General features: G+C 37.1%; 12 protein-coding genes. 3 read left to right on the forward strand and 9 right to left on the reverse strand.

Translation table 11 applies throughout. From position 1 onward, the window contains the following. Window positions 1-108 precede the first annotated feature (108 nt). The 3 genes from JTI58_RS06240 to JTI58_RS06250 all read left to right on the forward strand — a co-directional run bounded on the left by JTI58_RS06240 (window position 109) and on the right by JTI58_RS06250 (window position 3,932). Complete coding sequence (locus JTI58_RS06240) at window positions 109-759, forward strand: LytTR family DNA-binding domain-containing protein (protein WP_004232004.1); 651 nt, start codon at window positions 109-111, stop codon at window positions 757-759. 353 nt (window positions 760-1,112) lie between these two features. Further along, window positions 1,113-2,633 carry a succinyl-CoA:acetate CoA-transferase ScpC gene (locus JTI58_RS06245; protein WP_205445907.1) on the forward strand — a complete coding sequence of 507 codons (1,521 nt, stop codon included), beginning with the start codon at window positions 1,113-1,115 and terminating at the stop codon, window positions 2,631-2,633. Between the two features lie 132 nt (window positions 2,634-2,765). Beyond that, window positions 2,766-3,932, forward strand: coding sequence for an MFS transporter (locus tag JTI58_RS06250; RefSeq protein ID WP_205447162.1), 1,167 nt, complete (start codon window positions 2,766-2,768; stop codon window positions 3,930-3,932). A gap of 17 nt (window positions 3,933-3,949) precedes the next feature. Here the strand turns inward: JTI58_RS06250 and JTI58_RS06255 are convergent, their stop codons facing one another. The 9 genes from JTI58_RS06255 to JTI58_RS06295 all read right to left on the reverse strand — a co-directional run bounded on the left by JTI58_RS06255 (window position 3,950) and on the right by JTI58_RS06295 (window position 13,229). Further along, window positions 3,950-4,258, reverse strand: coding sequence for a hypothetical protein (locus tag JTI58_RS06255; protein WP_205445908.1), 309 nt, complete (start codon window positions 4,256-4,258; stop codon window positions 3,950-3,952). A 498-nt stretch (window positions 4,259-4,756) separates the two neighbouring features. Beyond that, window positions 4,757-5,038 carry a GNAT family N-acetyltransferase gene (locus JTI58_RS06260; RefSeq protein WP_205445909.1) on the reverse strand — a complete coding sequence of 94 codons (282 nt, stop codon included), beginning with the start codon at window positions 5,036-5,038 and terminating at the stop codon, window positions 4,757-4,759. A gap of 235 nt (window positions 5,039-5,273) precedes the next feature. Continuing rightward, window positions 5,274-6,188 carry a DUF1002 domain-containing protein gene (locus tag JTI58_RS06265; RefSeq protein WP_205445910.1) on the reverse strand — a complete coding sequence of 305 codons (915 nt, stop codon included), beginning with the start codon at window positions 6,186-6,188 and terminating at the stop codon, window positions 5,274-5,276. Window positions 6,189-6,344: 156 nt separating this feature from the next. Next, on the reverse strand, window positions 6,345-7,202 hold the full coding sequence (locus JTI58_RS06270) for a CvfB family protein (RefSeq protein WP_205445911.1): 858 nt from the start codon (window positions 7,200-7,202) through the stop codon (window positions 6,345-6,347). A 29-nt stretch (window positions 7,203-7,231) separates the two neighbouring features. After that, the gene (gene mntR / locus JTI58_RS06275; RefSeq protein WP_036119205.1) at window positions 7,232-7,651 is read right to left on the reverse strand and encodes a transcriptional regulator MntR; all 420 of its coding nucleotides are present in this window, start codon (window positions 7,649-7,651) and stop codon (window positions 7,232-7,234) included. A 122-nt stretch (window positions 7,652-7,773) separates the two neighbouring features. Then, window positions 7,774-8,070 (reverse strand): late competence development ComFB family protein, encoded by a 297-nt coding sequence (locus JTI58_RS06280; protein WP_374116337.1) that lies wholly within the window; start codon window positions 8,068-8,070, stop codon window positions 7,774-7,776. A gap of 170 nt (window positions 8,071-8,240) precedes the next feature. Further along, the gene (locus JTI58_RS06285) at window positions 8,241-10,364 is read right to left on the reverse strand and encodes a heavy metal translocating P-type ATPase (protein ID WP_205445912.1); all 2,124 of its coding nucleotides are present in this window, start codon (window positions 10,362-10,364) and stop codon (window positions 8,241-8,243) included. Then, window positions 10,345-10,716 carry an ArsR/SmtB family transcription factor gene (locus JTI58_RS06290; protein ID WP_205445913.1) on the reverse strand — a complete coding sequence of 124 codons (372 nt, stop codon included), beginning with the start codon at window positions 10,714-10,716 and terminating at the stop codon, window positions 10,345-10,347. Before JTI58_RS06290 ends, JTI58_RS06285 begins: the two co-directional genes overlap by 20 nt. A gap of 143 nt (window positions 10,717-10,859) precedes the next feature. Next, on the reverse strand, window positions 10,860-13,229 hold the full coding sequence (locus JTI58_RS06295) for a penicillin acylase family protein (protein ID WP_205445914.1): 2,370 nt from the start codon (window positions 13,227-13,229) through the stop codon (window positions 10,860-10,862). Between the last annotated feature and the right edge of the window lie 217 nt (window positions 13,230-13,446).

Below are 13,446 nucleotides of genomic sequence, written 5' to 3' on the forward strand. Positions count from 1 at the left end.
TTCGACATTTTTCTATTTTATTCCTAAATCTTCTCTATATAATTTATATGAATATGTAGTAAAATAGATGATAATACTATTTTTAAAAGTTTAGACGAGGTGTTTAAAGTGGATCCAAAACAAATAGAAGAGATTATGGAGATCATTAAGGAGTTCTTCCCTGAGAATACGTCCATTGCTATCTCTGATACAAATGAATATTTGTATTACCAGCCAAGCAAGAAAGTTGATTTAAAAATTAAACCTGGTGACCCTATTAAAGAAGGCTCAGCCGCACACAAAGCATTAAGCTATGGTCAAAAAATCAGCTCTTATATTGAACCCGATGTCTTCGGTGTCGCTTATTATGGCATGAGTATTCCTTTAATGGAGGAAGGCGAAACAAAAGGAGCTATTACTGCTATCTTCCCGCAAAAACCATCAGCATTCTTAACAAACTACATTACAATCAAAATTGATGATTGCTGGTACCCAATCAAACATGATCAAGTTATTTATTTAGAAACTCAACTCCGTAAAACATTTGTTAAAACAATGACTCGTGAAGGTTATCACCGTTTAAACCTAAGTGATTTAGAGCTATTTTTAGCACCTGACTCATTTATTCGTTGTCACCGCTCTTATATCGTTAACATTGACTACATCGATGAAATTCAACCAGATTCACACTCCACGTTTTTATTAATTATGAAAGATGGTACACGCATCCCTGTTAGCCAACGCTATGCAAGCTATTTCCGTCGTTCTTTAGGTTTCTAATTTGTAAAGAACAGCGAACAATTTAATCAATTGTTCGCTGTTCTTTTTTGTACACAAATTAGCCACATTTGGCCCCTCGTTTAACTATTTTTACACTATTTTTAATGTAGAAAACATCTAAATTTATACAGTTCTACAATAAAACGTTTTCTCTGTCGAAAAAACATGCTAATGCTCGATTTTCCTTTTTTTACTCAATTTAATGCTAATTCTAAAGTTTTTGTGACAATTTGGTGATAGTATTATTCAAATGGTTGGAGTCATACTACAACTGAATAAACAGAAAATTCTTAAATGTTTTTTCTAGTTTTGTAATCGGTTTCCATCAAAATTATTTAGGGGAGGATTTTTTTATGGATGCAAATGTTCAAAAACGCCTAGGTTTAAAAGAACTTGAGAGTAAAATTGTAACTGCTGAAGCTGCAGCAGCACTTATTTCTAATGGTGATGTAGTTGGGATGAGTGGTTTTACTCGTGCTGGGGATGCAAAAGTTGTTCCAATGGCATTAGTTGAGCGCGCTAAAAATGAAGAATTCAAAATTGATGTATATACAGGTGCATCATTAGGACCAGAAGTAGATAAGTACTTAGCAGAAGCTGGTGCAATTCGTAAACGTGGACCATTCCAAGGAGACGCGGGTATCCGTAATTTAATTAATTCTGGGGATATCTTATATGTAGATGCTCATCTTTCTCATAATGCTGAGCTAGTACGCCAAGGAATCATCGGACCAATTAACTATTTAATTCTTGAAGCTGTTGCAATTACTGAAGATGGATTAATCATTCCAACAAACTCTGTAGGTAACTCACCAATTTTTGCAGAATATGCAGAGAACATTATTATCGAGTTAAATATTTCACATCCTGAAGCTTTAATCGGTATCCACGATATCTATGTACCAGGTGAGCAAGGTAACCGTGAAGCAATCCCAATGACAAATGCTATGCAACGCATTGGTGATATTGGTATCAAAGTTGATCCAGCTAAAATTAAAGCAATTGTTATTTCTGAAGAGCCAGATGCTCCTTCATTAATCGTACCACCTGATGAAGAAACACAAACAATGGCTAACATTTTATTAGACTTCTTCAGTGATGAAATTAAAGCAGGTCGTTTAACAAAACAATTAATGCCATTACAATCTGGTGTAGGTTCTGTAGCAAACGCTGTACTTGATGGCTTTGCAGATTCAGAATTTGAAGATTTAATTGTTGCATCTGAAGTACTTCAAGATGCTGTATTTAACTTAATCGATGCAGGTAAAGTTAAATTCGCCGCTGCAACTTCAATCACACTTACTGAAGAATTACAGAAAAAAGTATACGGCAATTTAGAGAAATACGCTGATAAAATTTGCTTACGTTCACAAGAAATTTCTAACCATCCTGAGCTTATCCGTCGTTTGGGACTAATCTCAATCAACACTGCTCTTGAGTTAGATATCTATGGTAACGTAAACTCTACACATGTATCTGGAACACGCATGATGAACGGTATCGGTGGTTCAGGTGACTTTGCACGTAATGCACGTCTTGGTATTTTTGTTACAAAATCATATGCAAAAGGTGGAGCAATTTCATCGATCGTGCCAATGGTTTCTCATGTTGACCATACTGAGCATGATGTTGATGTAATCGTAACAGAGCAAGGTATTGCTGACTTACGTGGTCTTGCACCAAAAGAACGTGTACCTTTAATTATTGAAAACTGTGCACACCCAGATTACAAAGAGCAGTTATGGGATTACTACAACCGTGCAGTGGAAGCAACTGGCAACCACCAAACCCCTCATCTTTTAGAGGAAGCACTTTCTTGGCATGTAAATCTTGCTAAAAACAAAACAATGAAAAAAGAAGTTGCAAAAGCTTAATTACAAAATTCTCGTGCGTCTAATAAGTTAATACTTATTAGACGTTTTTTTTGCGTAAAAGCAAAACATCAGTGATAAGTATAATCAATTAGAAAATGCTATAATAGGACTATATCAATCTTATTGACTATAATGTTCTATTTCATCGGAGGAGCTATGAAGAAATTTATCTATGCTATCATTTTCTTTTCGTTTTTTGACCTTTTTACCCAGCTTCCTGTTATGAGTACTTATGCTGAGTCTTTAGGTGCATCGGCATTTCTAACTGGTCTTGCAGTGGGCATGTATTCGCTTTCCAATACGTTCGGTAATATCATTTCTGGCTTTTTAACGGATCGTAAAGGACCTTTTATCATATTAATAGTAGGTCTTCTAACAACAGGTTTAGCGTTAACATTTTATAATTTAGTAGAAGAGCCAATTGCTCTATTAATTGTACGTTTTATCCATGGTCTTGTTGCAGGCTTCATTGTTCCTGCTGCCTTTACATTTCTAGCAAACGCCACCGATCAGGAAAAAAGAGGAAAGGGCAGTGCTATTTCAGGTGCTTTTGTTGGTATAGCAGCGATTATAGGCCCTGCATTTAGTGGTATTTTAGCTAGCCGAACAAGTGTCCCATTTGTTTTCAATATCACAGCAAGCTTTATGCTTCTGTTAGGAATACTTGCGTTCTTTCTATTGAAAGCAAATCAAGTAAAAAAAGAGAAGGCTGAACCGAGTAACTACATTCCGATTAGTGTCTTTTTTAATAACAAAGGAACATTAAAGGCATTTTCAGGAGCCTTTTTCTTAATGTTTTCTCAAGGTGTCATTGCCTATCTACTTCCGCTTAAAGTACATTCCTTAGGCTTTGACTCTCGTTTAAGCGGCACTTTAATGAGTACATTTGGTATTATTGCTGTCCTTGTTTTCCTATTACCTACTAATCGTATTTTTGATAAGGTCAATCCACTCAAAACATTATCTTTTGGGATAGGTTTAATGGGAATAAGTCAATTATTAATTAGCCAAGCAGATTCTAGCTCTTTACTTTATATAGCGATGGCTTGCTATGGAATAGGATTTGGTTTCCTTTTCCCTTCAGTAAATTCGTTGCTAATTGACTCTACAACTGCTGAAGTACGAGGAAAAGCATACGGTTATTTCTATGCATTTTTCTCTCTTGGTGTAGTTTTAGGCTCTTCTTTACTGGGTTGGCTATCACTTGGTACTGTCAGTGGCTTTGTATTTACTGGCATCGTATTATTGCTCTTTGCAGGCTTTATTCTTATCCCACACAAAAGACCTTCTCATGCTTAGATGAGAAGGTTTTGTGATTATTTTTCCTTATCTTGAATTTCTTCATTATAGAAATGGACACCAGTATGTCCTCCACCTTCAGCTACCATTTCATTCGAGGCAATTTTAGTTGGTGAAGTACCAGCCTCTGTTGCTACCTCTGTTGCTACACGTTCAGCAATATTGTCGTGCATATCAGGACCTGTTGTAAGATACGACTCAAATTTTGTTTTCATACTATTAAACATCGTTAGTGCTTTATCACGATTCTCTTTTTTACTGAAATAAGATGCTGCTAATCCTGCTAATCCTGCAACGACAACACCTGTTCCTTTTCGTTTTGCCATAGTTTATTACCTCCTAAAAATATAGAAACTAGCTCTGTAGTATAGTTTTTCCCTATTCTTAAAAGAATAAACATTATTTTTTTATACCTTCTAGCATATATATCAATGTAAGGCTAATACTTGCTCTTTTATCTAGTAATCATTCTACCAATTCAATGCAGTTCGTCTCGTTTTAATGCAGACAATCTCACTCAACCTCCTATTAAAATCCAGCTTTCACACCTTCAATTTTTGCATTCATCAAAATTTTGTAACTATTTATGATTATAAAAGGCAAGTAAAGGGAATTAATGAATTAATACTAAAAATAGGAGAGTGGTTAGGATGAAAGATTTCGATTTAGCATATGATTGGGTAGATATGGCTTCATTAATTGGCGGGGCTGGCTTCTTAACAGTACTAATTTATAGCGTCATTCTACTATAAGGAGCTGCTTAAATGATTTGCTCTAGTAATTAAAAGGCAATCCGCTTAATTAAAAGCAGATTGCCTTATTTTTTATTGTTTTACATCATTATATGCATCTGATTTTTCAAATGCTGCTACGACATAGGAACAAACGGCCTCCATCTTATAGCCATTTTCACGTGCATACGATGCTGCTTGATCGAGTAATTGTTTGGCCACACCTTGACCACGGAGCTTATCTGATACATATGTGTGATCCATTACCATTACTGAGCCATTTTGCTGCCAAGTAATTTCTGCTAGTTTTTCCCCTTCTTGCTCATTCAAAAATGCAAACTTATTTTCCGCTAGTTGTTGTAATTGGAATTCCATTTCTCACCACTCCTTTTATTCATAGTACCATAGCTTTTTATATTTTCACAAAATTTGTGTACCCTTCTTTTATCCAATCAATGAAGCTATATCCAGACTAGAAAATCGATTAACTTCCTGTGTCGAGAACATCTCACTTCAAAATCTATCACTAGCTGAATCAAAAAAAGAATCTGTACACCTACTCTAGCAAAGTGAGAAGGCATGACAGATTCTTTTCTATCAACTATAAATTTTAGTTAAACCATGAAGAAATAGTATCTTTTAAATTAGCAAAGAAACCTTTCACACTCTCCCAGAAACCTTTATCTTCCATAAGTGAGCCAAATTTTTCTTGGATCGTGTTACTGATATCATTTAATTGATCAGACCATTTACTAAAATCAATGTCCAACTTACTTATTTTATCCATTAAATCTACTAGCAATTGACGGTCCTTTTCACTTAAATTAATTTCAAGCTTACTTAATTGCTCTTGTACAATTTTTTCAACATCTTCACGTGTTGCTGGCTTTAATTCTGCAATTTGTTTTTTAATTTCTGTCAGTAATTCCGCTACTTTTGCATCGTCTACTCCTGCAGATTCTGCAATGGATGTTGCTACTGATAATTCTTCGTTTGCTACATCTGTACGATCAATATCCAGTGTTTCACCTGTAGTGACCTCATATGCCTTGTAAATACCTACTAACGCTGAATGCCCTGTAACGGCTTTCGGGGCAGCTACCTGTACGGATGCATCCTGAATTCCTGCTGTTAACATCGCATTGGCGTACATCTCTGAAGTTACCTGCGTAATATTAGATGGTGTGACAATTTGTATTACTAGGCCTTCTCCTGCATCTCTGCGTGTAATTTTTGCAGAAGAGTACATACGGGAGCTTGAATTACTATCTTTAATGTATTTTACTAGATCCTCACCAGACACAGTAATTTCTTCGATTTCAGGTTTTTCACTTACTTTTAATGATTTTTTGACAGATTCTTTTTCAGCCTCAGATAAATTTGCGCCATACACGACGATCGGTACGCCTAATTTTTCATCAATTGCTTTCGGAGGCGTATTATCAGATGCAAATCCTGTTGCTGGTGCCATCACTCCAAATACCAACATTGTAGCAGTTAGTATTTTAATCCATGTTTTTTTCAAATCGTGAGACCCCTTTCGCTAAAACTTCATAATTAGCAAGTATAATTTATGCCACTATACAATTATTAGTACGAAAAAAAGACGAGAAGGTTTCAAGGATGTCTCTCGTCATTTTCCTGTTGAAATGTTAATCTAGCAAGTCAAACTAATCATCCACTAAACTTCTTCAGTCCAACCATCCTGTTGTTTCACTTTACCAGCTTTCATTAATGTTCCTAAGGCACGTTTAAATGCCCCTTTACTCATATTAAACATTTCTTGAACCTCTTCAGGAGATGATTTATCACCAAATGGCATTTTACCACCCACATCCTGTATATAATTCAATATTTGTTGCGCATCATTTGAAAGACGCTCATGTTTTCTTGGTAAAAGAGAGCCATTCATCGAACCATCGTCTTTTACATCGATAATACGAACAACTACATCTTGTCCTAATCGAGGCTCTACACTTCGCTCAGATTCATGCACGAAAATACGGTAAGGAACTTCTACACCTAGTAAAAATGTGCCAATCGGTAACAAACGATATGGACGTGCTTGGATGTTTTTATTGTGCATATCTTCAAATGCACCTTCATATAGCTCCGAAATTTTTTCCTCTGTTGCTAAGCGACCAAATAAATCACCGTTACGATCTGTGCGTAATGTCATAAATAAATGATCGCCTGGTTCTGGCCACACCTCTTTTAATGCAGGTAAATCCTCTGCCTTTACTAATACTTCACGAGATGTACCAATATCCACAAAGGCACCTTCACGTTCCACTACTTTCAAGACGCGTGCCCAGCCGTATTCACCTTGTGTAAAAGCTGGAATAGCTGTTGTTGCAGCTAAATCACCACGACGGTCTGCAAATAAAAATACTTCAAGGCGGTCACCTACTGTTAGTGGCTCTGTTACCTCTGAAGCATTTAAAGGTAGTTCTTCAACTCCATTTGTTAAAATCCATTTCGATGCTTGTTGCTCTAATACCGTTAATGTAACGACTTCACCTGATTTTAATGCGTTCATATTGTCTCCCTTTCCTTCACACCATCATTTTAAAGATTGTGCTGTGTCTTAGATGCCTCTAATTTTTTCACGATGTCTGGATTTTCTTCCATTACTTGCACAAGATCTGCAATACGATCGATTGAATTCCAACTTAAATGATGTTCAATTCCCTCCACATCATCATAAATACGTTCTTCATCCACACCAATCATTCGTAAAAACTGCTCGAGCAATTCATGACGCTGCACAAGACGCTTTCCGAGCTTCTCGCCCTTAGGCGTCAATGTCAGTCCACGGTATTTTTCATAAACTAAATAACCATCTTTATCTAATTTTTGAACCATTTTTGTAACAGAAGAAGGAAGAACAGATAATGCTTCAGCAATGTCAGACACTCGCGCATATCCTTTGTTGGCAATTAATAAATATATCTGTTCGATATGGTCCTCCATACTAGGTGTTGGCATATCCTTTTCCCTCTCTTTCCTTTTCTTACTCTCTAGTTTACTACAAGCTTGGCTTAAAAGTTAACTGAAAATACATAGCCTAGAAAAACACTTCCTTTACAACTTAAATAGAGCCTCTTCTATTAAGAAGTAGGCTCTACTTTGTGTCGAGGATACTTATTTACCACATGTAACGCATGAATAATCTCTTTGTTAATGCGCTCAATGTTTCCAGGAGTATTCATTTCTTTAAATGCCTCATCTCTAGCTTCCATAGATGTAACATACTTACTTGGCAATGCATTTAGTGTAAGTGCCACCGTGTCGAATTCACAGATTTCGCATTTACAAAATGTTTGATATTCTGGTCCTCGTAGTAAAAAGCTTACTAAACCACGCACAATTTCTTCTGTAACATTTACTAAAATAGGATCTGACATATTCAAACTTTCGCCTCATTTATATTTAATTGTTACATTACTCCTGAAACTATAATAGCCTTAAAAAAAGTCTTTTTCAAGAATCACAAGTAGCATCTATTCGCATAAAATCCATCATGGCAAAGCAAGATTAATTTCCTACCTTTTCAGATCGTTCTACACCTTACTTACTACTTTTTTGCTCTAATTAGTCTTAATGAATTAAACACAACTAATAGTGTTGCACCCATATCCGCAAAAATTGCTATCCATAATGTTAACCATCCTGGTATGACAAGCAGCAATGCAATTAACTTTAAGACTAGGGCAAATATAATATTCTCTTTAATGATACGTAATGTTTTTCTGCTCAAGCCAATAGTGTAAGGAAGCTTTGTTAAATCATCACCCATTAAGGCAATATCTGCCGTCTCAAGAGCTGCATCTGTTCCTGCTCCACCCATGGCAATTCCTACGTTAGCAGTGGCTAATGCTGGTGCATCGTTTACACCATCTCCAACCATCGCTACAGCACCAAATTGTGCACGTAAATCCTTAATCGCCATTAATTTTTCTTCTGGTAATAAACCAGCGCGCACATCTGTCATCTTTAATGAAGTAGCAATAGCTTGCGCAGTAGGCTCTGCATCCCCTGTTAACATCACCATATGTTTTACTTTTAAGGCATGTAATTTTTTCAATACGTCCTTGCTTTCATGACGTAATTGATCAGCAATTGCAATCAGTCCAATAAGTTGATTATTCGAAACAGCTGCTACTACTGTTTTACCCTGTTCTTGTAGATTCTTAACCTGACTTTCTATATTTTTATCTACAGAAGTTAATGTAGTAGCCCATTTCATGCTACCTACATTAATAATCTGATTATCAACGGTAGCATAGGCACCTTTGCCTGTTACTGACTGGAAATCTGTTGGCAATAACTCAGGTAAGTTTTTATCGTGCAGTCTATTTAAAATAGCTTTGGCTAAAGGGTGCTGTGACTGTTTTTCTACCGCTGACACTAGTTGCAACACATAGTCTTCTGACCAATTCTCAGCTGTTACGATATCTGTTACTGCAGGCTGCCCTTTCGTTAATGTACCTGTTTTATCAAAGGCAACAGCTTCAATGTGTCCTAACTGCTCTAAATGTACACCACCTTTAATCAGTACACCCTGCCTTGCCGCATTACCAATGGCTGTAACAATGGCAACTGGTGTAGAGACAACAAGCGCACAAGGACATCCTACCACTAAAACAGCTAGACCTTGGTAAATCCAATGCTGCCAATCGCCTACTAGTAAAGGTGGAATAACAGCTACTAAAAAAGCAATAATCATAATGGCTGGTGTGTAATATTTTGCAAAGCGATCTACAAATTGCTGAGAAGGTGCTTTTTCTGCTTGTGCCTCTTCCACTAGATGAATTATTTTAGCAATGGTAGTATCTTCTACTCGCTTTGTCACACGTACCTCAAGAGCACCCTCTTCGTTTAACGTCCCAGCAAATACTTCATCATTTACAGTTTTATTAACGGGAATCGACTCACCTGTAATAGCTGCCTGATTAACCGCAGACAATCCACTAATGACTATGCCATCCATCGCAATCTTTTGCCCAGGCTTTACAATCAAAATATCTCCTATTTCAATGTCTTCAGTAGGTAGCTCAAGCTCATGGAAGTGTTCACCGTGGGCTCTTTTGATAAGCGCTGTTGGCGGTGCTATATCCATTAATTGACGAATAGATTGACGTGCTTTATCCATTGAATACGCTTCAAGTGCCTCACTTACAGCAAATAAAAATACGACCACTGCCGCTTCTTCCCATTCACCGATAATAGCAGCTCCTATAATGGCGATTGTCATAAGCGTCTTCATATCAAATTCAAAACGAGCCAGGTTTCGGAAGCCGATTTTAAAAATACCTACTCCACCCACAAGGATAGCTATAATGAACATGGCAATCGGTAGCGGGTTCGATTCCCCACGCATACCAGCAAATAGATAGCCTAGAATGACAAAAAGCAATGATATTCCTGCTAGAACATTTTCCTTTTTACGGTAAAAGGGTGTAGTATTTTCAAGTGCTTTTGCTGCTGATTTCGTAACCTTAATGCCATCAAAGGCACCTGCTTCTTCAATTTGGTCTACACTAATAGCACCGATTACTGTAATTTTAGAAGCACCAAAATTGACTTGTGCATCCTGTACTTCTGGGATAGACTTCACATTTTTCTCAAACTTTGCAGCACAACTAGCACAGGATAAATTTTGTAGTCTGTATTCTTGTTTAATTGGCGTCGCTGCCATTCGCAATCCCCTCTTTCGCATGTTCGTAGGCAATTGTTACAATTTGATATACATGCTCATCCGCTAAAGAGTAATACATTTGCTTACCTTTACGGTGTGATATCGCTAAATTATTATCTTTTAAATATCGTAAATGATGTGATGCTGTAGCAACTGAAGAACCAATAATAGTCGCAACATCACAAACACATAGTTCATCTTCCACCGTTAAAGCATAGGCAATTTTAAGTCTAGTTTCATCGGATAACGCCTTTAAAAATTTGGCTACACCTGATAAATCGGGCATTTGTTGTTGCACCTTTGTGACCGCTTCTTCATGTACATGCGTCACCTCACATATTTCTTTTGGCATTTTCTCACCTCATTCAAATATTCGTTTGATTGTATTCAATGTAACATATTATTCCATCATATTCAAACGAATATTTGAATGTTAGGATGTATATCCTTAAATAAAAAAAGTTAGCGTACTGAATTATGTACGCCAACCTTTTATTACTTCGCTTTTAATTGTAATGTTTTTCCTTTTATCTCTTCCTGTTTGATAAATGTTTGATGGTAATCACCATTTGCCCAATCCAGTACCTGATCTTGATACCAATCAGACTTTACGTGCCCACTTTGACCAGGACCAACAATATGATAGGCTGAGCTTAAATCACCTACATCCACCACAAAACGCCAAGATGCACCGTGATCTACATTACCAGCTAAATCATTATCTGCTGCTTGTACGGTAACTTTCGATCCACCAATTGGAACCTTTTTAGCGTTAAAATAGGCTGCAAGAATAGGTGATGCACTTCCTAATGTATGATCAAAAGTAAGCTGATGGTAATCACCCCATTGCCATTTTGAGGCATTTTTACCGAATTGATCTTCTAATTGTGCAATTGTTAGTTCAAATGCCTTGTATACTGTTTCATCAATGCCCCCCTGCTCCTCAATCCAAATACTTTTCTCTCCAGCATATGCCGTACGTAAGAGCTGGTCTGTAATATTAAACTTCCCATACATAATGCCATACATATCTTCAGGCATTTGATCTTTAAACAAAACCTCCTGTAACTTAATCATTAATGTATGGAACACAAGTGGTGCACCTGATTCCTTTGCGTCCACCATATCCCAATTCTCTAGCATGGCAATAATCTCGGCGTACTTCCCATCCTGATCTTTCTCTTTTATCGACGTTAATAAATCAGACAGAAATTCTCTTGCATAAAGATTGTGCTGATCCATTTGCAAAGCCATCATATCTTCTACTGTAATCGCATCATTTGCCTCTAGCACTTCTTTAATTCTCTCGAAACGATAAGGTTGTGCCCAGAAATCGGTTATGTGATAAGGATAGTCCTCTCCTATTACTTGGTTATTCGCCGTGGCAATAAAACCTTCTTTTGGATTTACTAGAGTCGGTAATTCATCCCATGGGATAAAGCCCTCCCAGCCATAGTCACTCGAATCGCCTGGAACTGGTAATTGACCTTCACCTTGCTTACGAATTGGTATTTGACCATTGGCTTTATAGGCAATCGTACCGTCCTTTGATGCAAAAACAAAATTTTGTGCTGGTGCCTTAAAGTCTTCTAATGCTTTTTCAAAGTCATCCCAAGTTTTTGCCTTATTAAAACCAAGCACTGCTCTCAGTTCAGCTGTAGGTTGTAGTGCTGTCCATTGCATCGAAAATTGTGCTGTTGGCTCCGTATCTTTGAAAGCCAAATCTGTCATTATAGGGCCATGACGTGTAACAACGACTTCAAAATCTACTGTTTCCCCATCTTTCACTTTAATCGACTCATCCCGCACCTCTGCTTGCTCCCACTGACCATCGTATCGGAATTGTGTTGGATTATCCGGATTGGGTATTTCAATATATAAATCCTGTACATCCGGACCCACATTTGTTACACCCCAAGCAATTTCATCATTATGGCCTAAAATAATACCTGGAATCCCTGCAAAGATAACACCACTAACGTTTTGTTGTGGTGATTGCAGATGCATTTGATACCAAATAGAAGGGGTACTTAACCCTAAATGTGGATCATCTGCCAAAATAGGCATTCCTGATTTCGTTTTATCACCAGAAACAACCCAGTTATTACTTCCGTTAAATTCGTTTGGTAGCATTTCCGCACTGAATTGCCCAGCCACAGCAACAGGATTTTGGATATTGGCCTCGATTATCGACGAAGCGTTTTCTGGATATTTAATAAATAATTCTTTTGCCTTTTCTTCATTAAAGTTTTGTAATGCCCAATGACGAAAAGCTAATGTATTCCAATTTCCACCCAAATCATAGGCCATATATTTACCAATTGTTAAGGAATCAACAACTGTCCACTCCTCTGGCTCATAGCCTAACAAAGCGAATTCGTAACTTAGTGTATTGTTTTCCTTTGCCTGTGCAATAAAAGCATTTACCCCTTCAGCATACCATTCAAGTACTTGCTTACTTTCTTCATCATAGGCAGCTAATGATTTCTCCGCCGCATCTCGTAAGCTAAATGTACGGAAGTGTTTGTCTGTATTAATGGTTGCTTCTCCAATAATTTCAGATAATCGACCACTTGCCTGTCTTCGCGCCAAGTCCATTTGAAAAAGTCTATCCTGCGCTTGGACATAACCTTGCGCACGATACAAATCGGCATCTGTCTTGGCCAAAATATGCGGAACCCCTTTTTCATCTCTCGTCACTGTCACATCCTGATCCAGAATCGTAACAGCCAACTCACCATCAATCACTGGCTTGGATTTATTCATAAACCATGTAAACCCAATAAAAGCCACGATAGCCAAAGCAGCTATTACACCAGCAATGACAATGAGCCACTTTTTCCATTTAAACTTTCTCATTCCCATTTACCCCCTCTTTGCACTATATTCCCGTACTACCTTCCCAAACCCGTTTCGTCACGCAAATTTTTAGCGAAATTTCTTATTTTATGTATATAAAATTGTCTTTAAATACAAAATTTTATATTTATTCGCTATTAGAATAGTATAAACAATAGGAATTATGAAGGCTACTGAGTAATGTTAAAAATTCGTATGTTCATAGAGATATTACGATTCTATA

The organism is Lysinibacillus fusiformis, assembly GCF_016925635.1.
GTDB classification, from domain to species: Bacteria; Bacillota; Bacilli; order Bacillales_A; family Planococcaceae; genus Lysinibacillus; species Lysinibacillus fusiformis_F.